Here is a 15059-nt window from a genome sequence, read left to right as displayed (position 1 = left end):
ATCGCCGAGCCAGGACGAGAGCAGCGCCGCCCGGTACTGGCCGAGATCCGTCCCGGAGCGGAGATGGCGGAGCCGGGCGTAGTGGACGAAGCCCCAGCGCTCCAGGTCATCGGCCCCGGCGGACAGCTCGGGAGGCAGCTCCTCGCTCAGAGGGCGGCTCTCTCCCGAAAAGGCCTGAAGCGTGTAGACCGACAGAGGATGGAGACGGGCCAGCTCGTCGTGCCGGAGGAGGACCTCCTCCTCGCGACCGGCCTCGTGATGGCAGCGGGCCGTCCAGTAGAGAAGCCTTGCCCTGCTGCGCTCCTCCGTGGCTCCGTCCAGGGCCTTCTGCCAGAGGGGGAGGGCCTCTCCGTGCCGTCCCTCTTTCCAGAGGGTCCAGCCCCGATCCCAGAGGACCTGAACGGCCTCGGGCGACGCCGGATGGCTTTCCACGAGGCGGTCCCGAAAGACCTCGCCCTCCTCCCCCCCGTCAGGGCAGCCAGGCGGAGCAGGGCCGCCGCCGCCAGGGAGGTCTCCTTCGCGGCGGCCTCGCCCAGAAGAGCCAGGGCCTTCGCCCTCTCCGATCGCGAGGCCGTGACGGCGACACGGCGCAGAGCCGATCGGGCATAACTCCCCTCCTTCAGCAGCAGAGGATGCCAGACATCAAGGGCCTCTCCGTCCCGTTTGAGCCGGTACAGGCTGTAGCCGCGGTAGAAACGGGCCCGATCTCCCTTTTCCGAGGCGTCGGGAACGCGGCTCAGCCAGTCGACGGCCGTCTCGTATTTTCCGCGAAGGTAGGCGGCATAGCCCAGGGCGAAGGCTCCGGCGTCGGGCAAGGGAGCGGGGGCCTCGGACAGGATCTTCAGGGCCGCGGCGTTGCGGGGCTCCAGTTCGACGAGGCGAAGGGCCTCGTCGACGGTCGCCCCGGGCAGGGCCACGAGTTCCTTCAGCGCCGACCGGAGTTGGGCCTTCTCCAAGGCGCCGTCGGCCATGCGCAGGTAGTTCTCGTGGCGTGCCGCGGGATCGGGCTCCAGACGGGCCAGGGCGTAGGCCACGTAGTAGCGGAGATCGTCGGGAACCTCTCCCCAGAGGGCACGGGCTCTCTCCAGCGCCTCGGCCTTCCGGTCCGTCCGCTCCAGTCCGAGGACGTTCAACATCTCCCGATAGGGGCGGAGACCGGCCGGAAGGGCTTCACCGAGGCCGTTGAGGCGAGACAGGCTCTCCGCCCATCTCCCCTGAAACCAGAGGCCGTTGGCGACGAGGCTGACCTCTCGGGGGGAGAGATCGCCCGAGGCCTCTTTCGCCTCGAGGGCCGACCAGTTCCGGTCCCAGAAAAGGGCGTCAAAGGCCCCGTCGGCGTCAAGGGCCAGGGCCGGAACGGCGAGAAACAGACAAAGGGACAGGAGAACCGGAGGCAAGACCGACCTTCTTTTCCATTTCAGCGATCCGAACAGGGAAACCCCTCCTTTGCCTCAAGAAGATCGTCGACGAGGGCCTGAGCCGCCCGGGAAAGGCTCTGGCCATGGGCCACGAAAAAGGGACGGGTCAGGGGCGGATCGAAGGGGAGGAAATCGATGGTCTCGCCGACGACGGCCCACCGGGAGACGACGGCAAAGACCGATCCCCCCCGCAGAGCGCGGAGAAGGGCACCCGTCCCCTTGAACCGCAGCCGCGGATCGGGAGGGACGAGGCCCTTCCGCCGCAGGGCGGCCTCCCAGATCGCCTGCGAGGCCGACCCGTCGAGACGTCCCAAGAGGGGCAGGTCCCGAGCCGCCTCGAGAGAGATCGATGCCCTCTCGGAGAAAGGCCTCCCCGAGCCGCAGGCCAGAACGAGTTCGTCGACGACGAAGGGACGGACGACGTAGCCGGCCGGAAGGCGATCTTCGCCGAGGCAGGCCACGTCGACGCGACGGCCGACGAGAGCCTCCAGGGCCCGACGGGAATCGAGATCCTCGAGGACGATGGCAAGGCCCCGATGGCGCTCGTGAAAGCGACGGAGGAGGGGCGGCAGGATGAACTCTCCCGGGATCGACCCCGCGGCGACGGTCACCGTGCCCGAGAGGGCCTCGCCCGACTGTCGGATCTCATCGGCGGCTCCCTGCAGCTCCGCAAGGATCTTCCGCCCCCGGAGGAGGAGGATCTCCCCTTCGACGGTCGGAACGGAACGCGTCCTCCCTCGCAGAAGGAGCTCGACGCCCAGCTCGTCCTCGAGATGGGCCAGGTGTTTGCTGACAGCCGGCTGAGAGAGCCCCAGGGAGGCGGCGGCACGGGAAACGGAGCCGCTCTCGACGATGGCGATGAAACTCTCCAGCTCCCTCAGCTCCACGAAGAAGGGACCTCTAGCCTTCGAACCCGCAGGAGGCGAGGGCCTCGTCGATGGCGTCCCTGTCGAAGCCGACGATGACATGCTCCTCAAGAACCGTCACGGGAACGCCCATCTGCCCCGAAATGCGGCGGACCTCCTCGATCTTGTCGGCTCCGGAACCGACATCGATCGCCTCGTAGGAGACCCCCCTGCGGGTGAGGTAATCCTGAAGGCGGTGACACCAGGGGCAGGTCGACGTGACATAGACGACAGCTTTGACGGTCATGGCAGACCCTCCTTTCACGCTTCTACTGGGCCGTATTTTATCACGACCGACGGGCAAGACCTTTCCCTGGAAGAACAAAAGCCTTAAGATTGATCGACGGACAGTATGCTTTCCCTCGGGAGAGACGTCAAGGGAGGCCTCACCATGAACGACGCCGAACTCCTGGGCACCGCAGCGACATGGGCCCTCCTGTGGGAGGTCTGTGCGACGCCCAAGCCCGGTCTCGTCGACCGAGGCGGCAGCGGGGCCCACGACGACATGACCTTCGGGACCTTCCTGCGAAGCGCCTCGGCCCTGGCGCCTCACTGGTCCCTTCAGGCACGCATCGGCATCGACGTCGAAGACCCGGGGAAGGCCATGCCCCTCCTGAGGGAACGGGGGAGGGTCATGGAAGGGGCCATGTTGGAGGCCACCGGGGGAGTCAACACCCACAAGGGACTCATCTTCGCCCTCTCCCTTCTCCTCTGGGGGACGGGACGTCTTCTGGCCCGAAAGGAGAGCCTCCGAGGGAGAGCCATCGCCCGGGAGGCCTCGCGCCTCGTCTCCGGCTGCGTCCGCGCCGAACTGGAGACGCTCCGGGAAACCCCTCCGGCAAGACCTCTCAGCCACGGGGAACGGCTCTACCTCCGCCACGGGGTGACGGGCATCCGAGGCGAGGCCGAAAGAGGCTTTCCCTCCCTCGTCGAGCAGGGCCTTCCGACCCTGAACCGGAGCCTCTACGATGGGGGCACCCTCGAAGAGGCGGCGTTGGATGCCCTCCTGGCCCTCATGGAAAGCTGCGAGGACAGCAACGTCATCCACCGCGGCGGCTTCGCGTTCTGGAAGGAGCGCTACCTGCCCCTCGTTCGCGCCCTCCGCCGGACCCATCTCCGCTGGGACGACGCGAAACGGCGCGCCCTCGAGGAGCTGAACGAACGCTTCAAAGAGACACGCGTCAGCCCCGGAGGCGCCGCCGATCTGCTTGCCTGCGTCCTTTTTCTGCACGAAGTGGAGCAGATCGCCCTTCAGACATCTTGGCAACAATAAATTTATAGTATATATTTATAGACATCCTTAGCAGGAGGTGGTCCTTACGATGAGTCTCGGCATGCGAATTAAAGTTCTCCGCAAGGCCTCGGGAAAGACGCAGCAAGTCCTGGCGGAAGAGGTCGGCGTCAGCCGGATCTACGTCCAGGCTCTCGAAAGCAATCGTCGCTTGCCGTCGATGAAGCTCCTCCACCGGTTGGCCCTTGCCCTGCAGGTCGACCCCGGCGACCTGGTCCAGAACCTCCCTCAGGGCAAGGGGTCTCGGTTCCAGATCGAAGAGCTCTTCTCCCGGGAGGCCGACGTCGAGATCTGGTACCGCAGCAAGAAGCTCTCGACCAAAGACCTCCGTCTCGTGGGGAAGCTGATCGACGCGGCCCTCTCCGAGTGGGAGCAGGAAGAGGCCCAAGAGGAGTGTAACTGAACTGGAACGGAACGACGCCTTCGACTTTCCCCCTCCCCCCGAGAACCTGCCCTCCTGGGCTCTGGAGGAGGGGCGTTCCTGGCGTGACCTCAGCTCCTTCGACATTCTCGTACGGGCCGAGACGCTGACGGGCAAGGTCATCGACCTTCGCCACGAACCCCTTCCCCCTCATCTCTGGGGACTTCACATCGTGAAGGGGGGACGGGCACGACTGATCATCAACCGCACCCTTCCCCCCTTCTGGCGCCGCTTCGCCCTCTTTCACGAACTCTACCATCTCCTGTCGCACCGCCGGGGAGAGGCCTTCTGGGCCAGGACGGCGACGCCGCTGTCCAGCTTCGAGGTCCAGGCCGACCTCTTCGCCTGGGCCGTCATCTGGCCCGAATATGCCGAGCTGGACGAGTGAGAAGGGGCTTCCTCAGCTTTCCTCCCTGCCGGAAAACCTGAAACGCTGGCTGAACCAGCGGAAGGCTTCGCCGGGCAGAACCCGATATCCCCGGACCTCCCGCGTCATCCACGTCTGATAGTCCTCGCAGAAACTCTCCTGGAGAGCGGAAATGCTCTTGCCCTTGTTGAGCTTGAGAAGGCCGTAGCTGTCCTTCAACTCCCTGTCGTCGTCGGCATCCCAGCGGAAAAGGGCCATGCCCCAGGCGAGGGAGACGTCGACGCCCTTGGGCGGGTAGAGAGGAACGAGGAGGGAGTGATCCTCCCAGTCGTAGACGGCGTTGCCCATTCCGGGAAAGGTCACGATCCGGGGCAGCCCGTGGATTCGGACGCGGAACGTCTCGACGACGCCTCCGTCATGGCCGAGGAGGAAAGCGAGAGCCGAGGAGATCTCGGACCAGCGGGCCAGGCCGCGAGGCCCGCGGAAAAGGGCCGATCGCTCCACCTTCGCCCTCTTGGCCGCCATGGACAGGAACTCCCTCTTCCGCCTCAGGGCGTCGCCCAGGAAAAGCCTTCTTGCCGTCGAATCGGCGAAAGGATGTTTCTCCTGCAGACGGTCCCTGCGGTAGAGGCGGCGGCGCTCCTCCTCCCTGAGATGGACGAGGAGGTCCGCGGCCCGATCCTCATCGGCATCGATCTCGCGGAGAGAGCGCACGAGGCGGATCATGTCGTCGACGGTCGACCCCTCCCAGCGGTCGAGGGAGCTCAGCCAGGCCCCCCGGCTTTCGTCCCAGCGGCGGCGGATCTCGTCGAGGCTGGCTTCCTCGCGGGCCTCGGCGAAGCGGACGCGGTAGGTCCGCCTGCGAAGCTCGATCCGGTCGAGAAGGTGTTCCTCCATGTAGGAGAGGGATTCCCCCACGTCGCGGACGGATCGCTCCGCGCCCGCCTTGGAGAGGAGATTCAGGACGAAACGACGCTGGCGCCTCTTGGCCAGCAGTTCGCCCTGAAGGAGGTCGATCTGCTCGGTCAACCCCGAGCCCCCCTTCGGAGAGGGAAAGGGCGCCTTCCCGGTGAGCACCCACTCTTCGGCCAGGTAGTCGCTGAACCGACCGTAACGGAAGCCATCGAGGGGATGGGCCTCGGAATAGAATTCGCCGAGCATCCCCACGGGGCAGGCCGTCAGGCTGTCGTCGACGACGCCGAAATCGAAGAGGGCCAGCTCCTCCATGGAGGGCTCGTAGGGGCCGTCTACGGAGAGGCGCAGACGATACTGAAGGAGGTTCTCCAGGACGGACCAGTAGGCCTGGTAGAGCCGGTCGCCGAGAAGGCGACGCTCCTTGCGGCTTTCGCTGTCCTCCTCCTTCGCGTCGAGCGAAACCAGCGTCGACAGAAGCGCCCTCAGCTGATCGAGGGACTCCACCTCCCTGTCGTCGACGCAACGACGAAGATCGCGCAGGGGATTGATCAGACAACCGGCGTCCTCCAATCCCTCCAGTGTGGTTTTCATTCCGCCCCCCGCCCAGGGACCGGGAAGCTCCGTGGAAAGGCCTGCCAAGGTCATTCCTCCCTCTGAAGGAGCCGAACCCGCCCGAGAAGAGGGCGGTGCCCCTCGCGTTTAAGTGTGTCTGCCGGGCGGGGACAGGAGGCCTCAGCCCTCTGTCCGTGAAGAGCGACCCGCCAGAGCCGTCATGTCGGCGAGAAAGGGACCACTCCCCTCGACCTTTTCCCAGGAATCGAAACGCCATCCCCAGTTGCCCGTCGTCGTCCCGGGATGATTCATCCGGGCCTCCCCTCCCGCTCGGAGAAGATCCTGAAGGGGAAGGACGCACCAGCGGGCCACGGAAGCCAGAGCCATCCGCACCAGACAGGTCGCCACCGACTCGCCCGAGGCGAGATCGCCCTCCAGGCCGAGGTAGCCCGTCAGATTCCGCCGCTCCTTTTCCGTCGCCTCCCCCTCCCACCAGCCGCGGGCCGTGTTGTTATCGTGCGTGCCGGTGTAGACGACGCTGCAGCGGTCGTGGTTGTGAGGGGCATAGGGGTTGGCCCCGACGGAGTCGAAGGCAAAGAGCAGGACGGCCATTCCGGGAAGATTGAAACGCCTCATGGCCTCCGTGACATCGTCGGTGATGACGCCCAGGTTTTCCGCGACGAAGGGCATGGAGGGAAAGGCACGTTCAAGAGCCGCGAGAAGTCTCTCTCCCGGCCCCGCCTCCCAGCGTCCCTCCGCAGCCCCCTTCGCTCCGGCGGGGATGGCCCAGTATCCCAGGATACCCCGAAAGTGGTCGATGCGCACCCGGTCGAAAAGCGCAAGGAGCCGACGGATCCGACGGATCCACCAGGCAAAACGCTCCTCCTCGTGCCTTTCCCAGCGATAGAGAGGATTCCCCCAGAGCTGCCCCGTCTCGCTGAAGTAGTCGGGAGGGACTCCGGCCAGGGCAAGAGGATGTCCTTCTCCGTCGAGGAGGAAGAGATCGGGGCGGCTCCAGACGTCGACGCTGTCCAGGCTGGGATAGATGGGAAGGTCGCCCCAGAGGGAAAGGCCTCGCTCGGCCCCGTAACCCTTGAGGCGCTCCCACTGGCGGAAGAGAAGGAACTGGCCGAAGGCGCGGCGGGAAAGGGATCGCTCCCGCTCGGAGGAAAGGGCCGCGAGAGCCTCGTCGTGGCGATCCCGATAGGGGATGGGCCACTGAGACCAGGGCAGGCCATCGAAGCGCTCCTTCAGCTCGCAGAAGAGACAGTGCTCATCGAGCCACCAGGCCTCGCTGCGACGGAAAGCCTCAAAGGGCAAGGCGTCGCCGCGACGGACAAACGTCTCGAAGGCCTCGTCGAGAAGGGCCGATTCGAGGTTTCGGGCCCCGTCGTAATCGACGGAGTCGCCCCGGCCCGGCGACGGAGGAGGAAGAGTTTTGATCCATCCCTCCTCGAACAGATCGTCCGGCGATAGGAGAAGCGTGTTTCCGGCCATGGCGGAGGGACTGCTGTAGGGGGAATCGCCCAGGGCCCCGTCCGTCGGAGAAAGAGGAAGGATCTGCCAGATCGTCTGCCCCGAACAGACGAGGAAGTCGACGAAACGCCGGGCGGAAGGCCCCAGGTCACCGATCGCCCAGGGACCGGGGAAAGAGGTGGGATGAAGGAGGAGGCCGGAGCGGCGCCGTTCCCTCATCGTTCGGCAAGGCCTCCGACGACGGAGACAAAGACGCCCTCGTGGTGGGCCTCGTCTGTATTCGGACATGATTTCACGGGCAACGCCCCTCTTTCGGCGGAACGGATCTTTTCCACATCAATTTCCCCGGACGACGCGGACGACGCCCAAACTCGACAGCCACGCTTCCGCCCGCTCCATCTGATCACCCTGAAGCACCACCCTATCCTCTTCCAGACGGGAACCGCACCCCAAGGCCCGGGCCATCTTTTTTGCCAGATCTGCCCTGGCGGAACGGGAAAGTCCCGGGAGCTCCACGAGAGTCACCGTGTGCCCTCCCCGCCCCTTACGGCTCCGCCTGATCAGAGCCCGAGCGGGAAGAGCTCCTCCCTCCGGGGCGGGAGACGGCCCCGACGGCCGTTCGGAGGCGACCGCCTCCGGGGGGAGTACCGGAGGGAAGAAAACGTCCATGACCTCCCCCAGAGAGGGGAGGGCGCCCTCCGTGACACTTCTGTCTTTTCTTTTTTTCGCCGCGGCCAGAGAAGATCTCTCCTTTCGAGGCCGACAAAAGGCCTCTTCCCATTGTAACGGGAAGAGGCCTTTTGTTAAACGGCAGAAAAGGCGGAATCGTCTACCGGTCCTCCCGTCTCTCTGCGGTGACGGAGCTGACCCGCTCCCGCGCCGAAATCACCTTGGCCTCTTCCTTGAGGGCCGCCGCCCTCTCGGCCAGGCCCCCGGCCCCATCGGAACGGTCGCTTTCCACTGCGGCGAGACTGAGCGTCACCAGGGGGACGGGACCTCGTTCCCCGCTCCGATTCTTGGCCTCATAACTTCCCCGCCGCCGCTCTTCTTCCGAGAAAAAGATCCCTTTTCGGTCGTCGAAGGAGCGACAGAGCGATTCGAGGGCCTCCAGGGAGACCTCGCCGGGGGCGACGAGGACGAAATCGTCGCCCCCCACATGTCCGATCTTCGTTCCCGAGGGGAGCCCCTCCAGCCCCTCCTGCAGAAGGTCGGCCGTGAGGCGGAGGAGGCGATCTCCCTGAAGGAATCCGTATCGGTCGTTGAACTCCTTGAAGCGGTCCAGATCGGCGTAGACGACCGTGAAGGGAGAGCCCCTGCGTCGGGCCTCCTCGATCCACTCCTCGACGTTCCGATTGCCCGGCAGGCCGCTCAGCGGGTTGCAGTTGCGGGCCTCGTCGACCTCGAAGCGCACGGAGTGGGAGATGATCTGTTTCATCGTCACCGACCCGACGAAACGCCCCTCCTCGACGACGAGGACCGGATCGTAGAGCGATTCGGGATCGCGCTCCATGGCCGATTTGGCCACGGTACAGACGGACATGTCGCCGGGAACGACGAGGAAATCCCTCTTCGAGAGCGTCTCCGCCGCCTGCTCCCGATAGAGGTGATAGCCGAAGGCGCCTCCCATTTTCTGGAAGAAAGACTGTCGCGTGATCAGGCCGCAGGGCTCCTCTCCGTCGAGGACGACGAGGTGATCCAGACGGCACTCCCGCCGGAAGAGGGCATCCACGTCACGTCCCCTGGAGAGCCCCTTCTCCACGACCTTTCCCCTGATCGCCAGACGGGCCACCCCTTCCGGGCGGGAGGAGAAGGGGCCTCTCCTCCTCTCGTCTGGGCAGGATCGGCCGACGCGCTCCATGACCGACGGAGAGGGAGACAGCGGCTCCCGTTGCGGAGGCCCGAAAAGGAACCCCTGGACCAGAGGGACGCCGAGGCGAGCCAGGACATCGAACTCCTCCCAGCTTTCGACGCCTTCGGCGATGATGCGGGAGCCGATCTGGGCCGCGAAATCGAGGAGGAAACGGACGAGATGCTGGCAGTTGGGCTCGTCCTGGATCTTGCGGACGAGACTCATGTCGAGCTTGATGTAATCGGGCAGACAGGCCATGAGGGTCCTCAACCCGGAATGGCCGGCGCCCATGTCGTCGAGGGCGATACGGAAACCCTGACGGCGGAGGCGATCGACGACATGGCCGAACAGATCGAGATCGGCGATGGATTCTCTTTCGGTGATTTCGACGACGAGGCGCTCCGGAGAGAGGCCGAAGGCCGCGACGACCTCTCCGTTGAAGGCATGGGCAAACTCGGGAGAGAGGAGAACGGGAGGGCTGACGTTGAGGAAGAACCGATTGAGAAGAAGGAAGGGCCCTTCGGCGACGGTCTGGAGGGCCTTCCTGAGACAGGCTATCTCCACGTCACCGAGGCGGCCGCTCTCGCGTGCGGCCGCAAAAAGCGCCTGAGCCGACTCTAAAGGGACGTCCCCTCGGGAGAGGATCTCGTACCCCCAGACCGACCGGCTGCGGAGATCCAGAATGGGCTGAAAGACCGAAAGAAGACCGTCCCGGCGCAAGATGCCTCCGAGGGCCTCGCCGGGAACGTCGCAGACAAGATCCATCGACGAGCTCAAACGCTCTCCCCCCTCCGGAAGCCCCAACAGGCCCTATCCTAGCCGAAAAAGGACACGGTTCCGTCACGGGGACCGCCCTTTTTCGTCACGAAGGACCGTCTCTCCCTCTTCACGGCTGAGACACCGTTCTGTCCCTTCCGGGAAGGGCCAGGGAAGGAACGGGCCGTTCCGGGATCGGTTCTTCCGGAACGATATCGGGCGAAAGAGCGCCTTCGACGGGAGCCGTCGTCGCACCTCCTGCGGGGGACTCCCCACCGGATCCCTCTTCCGTCGGTTCTTCCTGCCCCGGTTCCTGTTTCTCGATCTCCTGTTTCTCGATCTCCTGTTTCTCGATTTCCTGTTTCTCGATTTCCTGTTCCTTGATCTCCTGCTTTTTCGGCTCCTGCTCCTTTCGCTCCGGTCCCTTCTGTCCCTGTTCTTTTTTGTCCGGCCTCCTCTCCACCACCGGCCCGCCGGAATCCGTCCGGCCCAGGCGCAGGTAGGCCTCACCGAGAAGACGCCATCCCTCCTCGTCGTCGGGCCTCAGGCGAAGATACTCTTTCAGCTGGATCAGGGCCCGATCGGGATCTTTCAGGTCCAGATAGACCCGGCCGAGGAGGAGGAGAGTCTCTCCCTCTTCGGGAGCGAGGCTCAGGGCCTCGAGGAGGAAGGGCAGGGCTCTGTCGGGATGCCGAAGGGAGAGAGCGGAACGTCCGAGGCCGAGAAGGGGCGCAAGGGCACCCGGCTGAAGACGACGAGCCCGGTCGTAGGCCTCGGCGGCCTCGGCGAAGGCGCCCTGTCCTTCGAGGATCCGGGCCAGCAGGAGGGCTCCCTCGACGGGAAGAGGCTCTTCCGTCTTTTTCCGCAGAAGCTCCCGGGCCTCCACATCGCGCCCCGAGGCCGCCAACGCCTCGGCGAGGTGGATTCGATAGGTCCGTTCCGTCTTCTCCCCGGCGTCCGCCTTTTCCAGGGCCTCCACGGCCTCGGGGAAGCGCCTCTGGGCCATGAGGGAAAGGCCCAGCTCATCCCACCAGTCCCGACGGGCCCCGTCGATCTCCAGAGCCCGGCGGAAGGCTCCCTCCGCCTCGCGGAAGCGCCCCGATTCCTTCCAGGCCCGTCCCAGGTTCTCCCACAGAAGGGCGTCGCCCGAACGAAGAGCCGACGCACGATAGAGGGCCTCGGCGGCCTCTTGCGCCCTGCCGGCCTGAAGAAGCGCCACGCCCAGATCGCGCCAGCCCTCTCCCTCTTCCGGAACCGCCTGGGTCTGCCTGCGGAAGGCCTCTGCGGCCTCGGAGGGACGCCGCAGGCGGAGAAACGCCCGGCCCAGGGCGGCCCAATCAGAACCCAGAGGCTCGAGTTCGACGACGTTTCGGCGCGCCTCGAGAAGGCCGTCGTCATCGCCTTTCCGTTCGAGCAGGGCCGCCAGGTTTCGCCACCCCTCGGCCGTCGGGGCCCTTTCGACGAGCTGTCGCCGAAGACGGATCGCCTCGTCGAGGTTGCTCTTCCTCTCGGACGCGGAGGCAAGTCCCTCGAGGGCCTCGGGCTGATCGGGATCGAGGGCCAGGACCTTGCGCCAGGCCTCGTCGGCCCTGTCGAAACGTCCTGCGGCGAGAGCGCTGCGGGCCGTCCTAAGCCAAAGGGAGGGATCATCCCCTGTGAGCTGAGCCGCCTCCCGGAAAAAGGCCAGGGCCTTCTCCTTTTCGTCGAGGAGCCGATAGGCCTCCCCGGCCAGCAGAAGGCCCTCCGGAGGGAGAGATCCCAGACTCTCGACGCGGGCCAGGGAGGCCAGTCCCTCCCGGGCTTTCCCGGCGGAGATCTGAGCCTGCGCCACAAGCAGGAAGAGCTCCCGCTGAGGCCCTTCCGAACGGGCCAGAGCCCGCTCCAGAAGGGGCAGGGCACCCTTAGGGTCGCCGGCGGCAAGGCGGACCCGCCCTCTCTCTTCGAGGCGTTGCGGGCTCAGGCCGTTCCATCCCCACCAGCCGCCCAAGGCTAGGGCGACGAAGAGGAGAAAGGCCGCGCCGAAAACACCTCCGCCCCTTTCGCGGCGCCCTCCCGATTTGGCCCCTTCGTCGGCTTCGACGAGAGCCCGCTGAAAGGCCTCCACGTCGGGATAACGGTCCTGAGGAGCTTCGGCGAGGGCCTTGAGAAGGACGGCTTCCTGGGAGGAGGAAAGGGGAACGCCCAGTTCGGACGGCGTCTTGAGCGCCTTTCCGGCGACTCTTTCGGGCCCCGTCGGAGGGAGCAACCCCGTGAGGGAGCGATACAGAGATGCGGCCAGACCATAGACATCCGTCCAAGGGCCCTGGTCGCCCCCCTCCTCGTACTGTTCGGCTGGAGCATAGCCGGGTTTGACGACGACGGTAAAGCCCCTGTCGGCGCCGTCGAGGACCAGGGCAGAGCCGAAATCGAGGAGTTTGACCTGCCCTTCCGTGGTCAGGAAGATGTTTTCGGGACTGACGTCGCGATGGATGACGCCGGCTTTGTGGACGGCCCGCAGGGAGTCCATGACGGGCATGAAAAGGGAGAGGGCCCTATCGAACGGGATCTTTCCGCCCTGCTCACGCAGAAACTGCTTCAGAGTAAGCCCCTCGAGGTAGCCCGTGATGATGTAGACCGTCCCACGCTCCTCGAAGACGTCCCTGACGGGGACAATGCCGGGGTGCCCCTCGAAACGAGCCAGGATGCGCGCCTCATGGAGGAAGCGCGTCCGCCCCTCGTTAAACGCCTCGGCTCCGTCCGGATCTTTGATCCGGACGGAGCCGTCATCCTGACGAAGGGCCAGATTGGCCGGAAAGTACTCCTTCACGCAAAGGCGGATCTCCAGGCTCTGGTCCAAAGCAAGATAGGTCAGGGCGAAACCGCCCTGACCCAGGACCTTCCCCGTCCGGTAACGCCCGGCCAAAACCGTCCCCGGCCTGAGAGCCTGAGGCAGGCTCCGAAGGACGTCGCCGGGCCAGTGACAGTGAGGACACTCCCCTTCCGCAGGCTTGGGACGAAGGCAGAGAGGACAGAGGGACTGCCGGGGCGCGTCATCCATCGCTCTTGTCCTCAGCTTTTTTCCGGAAGAAAGACGCGAAGTTCCGTGCCGCCCATCAGGAGCAGATCTCCGTCCTTGAGACGATAGGCCCCGTCAAGGGCCACCCCGTTGAGGAAGGTTCCGTTCGTCGAGTGAAGGTCCTCGACGTACAGGACGCCGTCGCGATCGAAGATCTTCAGATGGGCTCCCGAAATGCCCAGGTCGCCCTCGAGAACCAGTCCCGCACGGCTCGGGGAGCGGCCGACGACGACGGGCTCGTCGACGTCGAGATCGAAGACCCGCGAGGGCTGGGCTCCCCGGACCACCGTCAGCCTCAGACGACGGCCCCTCGAAGTGAGGACCTGCGGTTTGTCGCCCCTCTCCCCCTCCCCTTTCGACGCGACCGAGGTGACGCGACGACGCCTCAAGACAAAGGCGACGACCAGGAGAAGGCCTCCGGCGATGACGAGGAGGAAGGCCGAGGATCGCTTCGCCGGTTCCGAAGAAGCCGCGGCAGAGGCCTCCGAGGCAGGAGAGGCGGGGGGGACCTCCGAGGGAAGAGCGGAGACGGAGGCAAGCCGAAGGTCCGTGGCGTCGCTGAGAAGACGCGTTCCGCTCCGGAGAAAGAGTTCAAGGCGGGCCTTCTCACCGAAGGAGACGTCCTTGAGGGCAAACCGGGCGACCCAACTCCGTTCGATGCGCTCCCGGAGCTTTCGGTAACCCTGGGCGAAATCCTTGGCCCCTTCGACGACGACGATATCGCCGCCGGAGGAACGGGCCATTTCCCCGAGGTGGGTCAGCCCCTCCTTCTTCTTGTCCGTGAGGGGAAGGGCCGTGTATCCCAAGGCGTAGACGGGAATGGAGGCCTCTTTGAAACGGAGGAGAAGCTCCTCTCTTGAGGCACCTCCGAGAGAATCCTCGATGCCGTCGGAAATGACGACGAGCATCCGCCGCGGCGGCAAGTCCTCGTCGAGGCGGCGGCCGATCTCGAGGCCCCGCAAAAGGGCCAGGTTGAGCTGCGTCCAATTGTCCGTCGGCGTCAGCGTCGGCAGGGCCGCGAGAAAACCCTTTCTGTCCGAGCCCAGCTCCGTCAGGACCTGGACCGATTCGCCGAAGGCGATGAGGCCGAAGCGATCGTCGTCGTCCATGGCGGAAATCCAGTCGGCGAGCCCCTTGCGGAGGGCGTCGAACTGATCCTTTTTGAGGGATTTGGAGATGTCGACGAGGAAAAGATAGGTGGCCCTCTCGCCGACGGAATCGAAACGACCGACGGCGTTCAAGGAGAGAGGATGGCCGTTCAAGGTGGCGCTGACACCCTCCGAGGCGATCTCGGCCAGGGCGTTATCGGCTCCGTCACGGATGTCGGCGACGACGACGAGCTCCCCGCCCTGACGATGGGCCTGCTCCAGGACGAGACGGGTCGGCTCGGCCCGGGCCGCTCCGGCCAGGACGGACAGGACGACGACAGCCGCCGCCAGGAGACGCGAAACAGGCGAGAAGCGATCGCCTACCATCGGAAGGCCTCCCCGCAGAGGGGCACGAAAAGGAGCTTCGTCTGTCCCAGTTCGATGACGTCGTAGGCCTTGAGGGATTCCGAGAAGGGGACTTCCTCCCCGTTCTTGTAGACCAGTCCCCGTCCCTCGCCGGCCCGAACGCTGAAGGAGGCTTTTCGCGGGTCGAAGACGACGAAGCCGTGATTCTCCCTGGAAACGGTCTCATCTGCCAGGGAAACGTCGTTGGTCGCCAGGCGGCCGATGCTGTTTTTCTCGCTTCGGAGACGGAAATCCCGCCCTCTGTCAGGTCCCTCGATGCAGACAAGCCATCCCGTCACGGGATCCATTCCCGTCTTGGCCCTGACGTAGGCCACCGTCTCGCCCTCGCCGGTTCCGCCCAGTGCCCGAAGCCCTCCGTCGTCAAGGCGGACGGTCTTATCCTCGGCGATCTCGGAGCGATCCTCGTCGTGCAGAGCCGTCACCTGCCCGGCCAGATCCTGAACGCCACAGTAGGGGCATAGACTGTGGCGTTCATCATCGTAGTAATGCCCTTTATCGCAGCGAACCCATGCCATGTCTGCTCGACCTCCTCCATCGGGA

13 protein-coding genes are annotated in these 15059 nt (G+C 65.4%); 3 read left to right on the top strand and 10 right to left on the bottom strand.

Going from position 1 to position 15059, the window contains the following annotated elements; genetic code table 11:
* Positions 1-146: 146 nt before the first annotated feature.
* From KAR29_RS14000 to KAR29_RS02405, 3 genes are read right to left on the bottom strand one after another with little or no spacing between them, the layout of a single operon-like run.
* Positions 147-1397 carry a tetratricopeptide repeat protein gene (locus tag KAR29_RS14000; protein ID WP_407649521.1) on the bottom strand — a complete coding sequence of 417 codons (1251 nt, stop codon included), beginning with the start codon at positions 1395-1397 and terminating at the stop codon, positions 147-149.
* 20 nt (positions 1398-1417) lie between these two features.
* Positions 1418-2305, bottom strand: a complete 888-nt coding sequence (locus KAR29_RS02410) for a LysR family transcriptional regulator (RefSeq protein ID WP_274374059.1) — start codon at positions 2303-2305, stop codon at positions 1418-1420.
* A 13-nt stretch (positions 2306-2318) separates the two neighbouring features.
* The gene (locus tag KAR29_RS02405) at positions 2319-2570 is read right to left on the bottom strand and encodes a glutaredoxin domain-containing protein (protein ID WP_274374058.1); all 252 of its coding nucleotides are present in this window, start codon (positions 2568-2570) and stop codon (positions 2319-2321) included.
* Positions 2571-2714: 144 nt separating this feature from the next.
* On the opposite strand from KAR29_RS02405, the gene KAR29_RS02400 reads away from it, so the two are divergent.
* The 3 genes from KAR29_RS02400 to KAR29_RS02390 are packed head-to-tail and all read left to right on the top strand — an operon-like array spanning position 2715 to position 4423.
* On the top strand, positions 2715-3596 hold the full coding sequence (locus KAR29_RS02400; protein ID WP_274374057.1) for a triphosphoribosyl-dephospho-CoA synthase: 882 nt from the start codon (positions 2715-2717) through the stop codon (positions 3594-3596).
* A gap of 49 nt (positions 3597-3645) precedes the next feature.
* Positions 3646-4017, top strand: a complete 372-nt coding sequence (locus KAR29_RS02395; protein ID WP_274374056.1) for a helix-turn-helix domain-containing protein — start codon at positions 3646-3648, stop codon at positions 4015-4017.
* 1 nt (position 4018) lies between these two features.
* Entirely contained in the window at positions 4019-4423 is a 405-nt protein-coding gene (locus KAR29_RS02390) for an ImmA/IrrE family metallo-endopeptidase (protein WP_311135625.1), read from the top strand.
* Positions 4424-4435: 12 nt separating this feature from the next.
* Here KAR29_RS02390 and KAR29_RS02385 read toward each other — a convergent pair whose 3' ends face one another.
* The 7 genes from KAR29_RS02385 to KAR29_RS02355 all read right to left on the bottom strand — a co-directional run bounded on the left by KAR29_RS02385 (position 4436) and on the right by KAR29_RS02355 (position 15034).
* Entirely contained in the window at positions 4436-5962 is a 1527-nt protein-coding gene (locus tag KAR29_RS02385; RefSeq protein WP_274374055.1) for a hypothetical protein, read from the bottom strand.
* 87 nt (positions 5963-6049) lie between these two features.
* The gene (malQ, locus tag KAR29_RS02380) at positions 6050-7564 is read right to left on the bottom strand and encodes a 4-alpha-glucanotransferase (protein ID WP_274374054.1); all 1515 of its coding nucleotides are present in this window, start codon (positions 7562-7564) and stop codon (positions 6050-6052) included.
* Positions 7565-7681: 117 nt separating this feature from the next.
* The gene (locus KAR29_RS13980) at positions 7682-8014 is read right to left on the bottom strand and encodes a translation initiation factor (protein ID WP_326520017.1); all 333 of its coding nucleotides are present in this window, start codon (positions 8012-8014) and stop codon (positions 7682-7684) included.
* 160 nt (positions 8015-8174) lie between these two features.
* On the bottom strand, positions 8175-9971 hold the full coding sequence (locus tag KAR29_RS02370) for a bifunctional diguanylate cyclase/phosphodiesterase (protein WP_274374052.1): 1797 nt from the start codon (positions 9969-9971) through the stop codon (positions 8175-8177).
* Between the two features lie 109 nt (positions 9972-10080).
* A complete protein-coding gene (locus KAR29_RS02365; RefSeq protein ID WP_274374051.1) occupies positions 10081-12987 on the bottom strand; it encodes a serine/threonine-protein kinase in 2907 nt (968 codons plus the stop codon).
* Between the two features lie 11 nt (positions 12988-12998).
* A complete protein-coding gene (locus KAR29_RS02360; protein WP_274374050.1) occupies positions 12999-14480 on the bottom strand; it encodes an FHA domain-containing protein in 1482 nt (493 codons plus the stop codon).
* Positions 14474-15034 (bottom strand): FHA domain-containing protein, encoded by a 561-nt coding sequence (locus KAR29_RS02355; RefSeq protein ID WP_274374049.1) that lies wholly within the window; start codon positions 15032-15034, stop codon positions 14474-14476. The genes KAR29_RS02360 and KAR29_RS02355 overlap by 7 nt, the downstream gene beginning before the upstream one ends.
* Positions 15035-15059 lie beyond the last annotated feature (25 nt).

It is taken from the genome of Aminithiophilus ramosus, assembly GCF_018069705.1.
Taxonomy (GTDB): Bacteria; Synergistota; Synergistia; order Synergistales; family Aminithiophilaceae; genus Aminithiophilus; species Aminithiophilus ramosus.
This window is presented reverse-complemented; position numbering and strand designations above follow the sequence as displayed.

Excerpts from the sequence above, each read along its gene's own strand:
- KAR29_RS02405 (WP_274374058.1), bottom strand. The coding sequence starts at position 2,570 with ATGACCGTCAAAGCTGTCGTCTATGTCACGTCGACCTGCCCCTGGTGT.
- KAR29_RS02400 (WP_274374057.1), top strand. The coding sequence starts at position 2,715 with ATGAACGACGCCGAACTCCTGGGCACCGCAGCGACATGGGCCCTCCTG.
- KAR29_RS02395 (WP_274374056.1), top strand. The coding sequence starts at position 3,646 with ATGAGTCTCGGCATGCGAATTAAAGTTCTCCGCAAGGCCTCGGGAAAG.
- KAR29_RS02385 (WP_274374055.1), bottom strand. The coding sequence starts at position 5,962 with ATGACCTTGGCAGGCCTTTCCACGGAGCTTCCCGGTCCCTGGGCGGGG.
- malQ (WP_274374054.1), bottom strand. The coding sequence starts at position 7,564 with ATGAGGGAACGGCGCCGCTCCGGCCTCCTCCTTCATCCCACCTCTTTC.
- KAR29_RS13980 (WP_326520017.1), bottom strand. The coding sequence starts at position 8,014 with ATGGACGTTTTCTTCCCTCCGGTACTCCCCCCGGAGGCGGTCGCCTCC.
- KAR29_RS02365 (WP_274374051.1), bottom strand. The coding sequence starts at position 12,987 with ATGGATGACGCGCCCCGGCAGTCCCTCTGTCCTCTCTGCCTTCGTCCC.
- KAR29_RS02360 (WP_274374050.1), bottom strand. The coding sequence starts at position 14,480 with ATGGTAGGCGATCGCTTCTCGCCTGTTTCGCGTCTCCTGGCGGCGGCT.
- KAR29_RS02355 (WP_274374049.1), bottom strand. The coding sequence starts at position 15,034 with ATGGCATGGGTTCGCTGCGATAAAGGGCATTACTACGATGATGAACGC.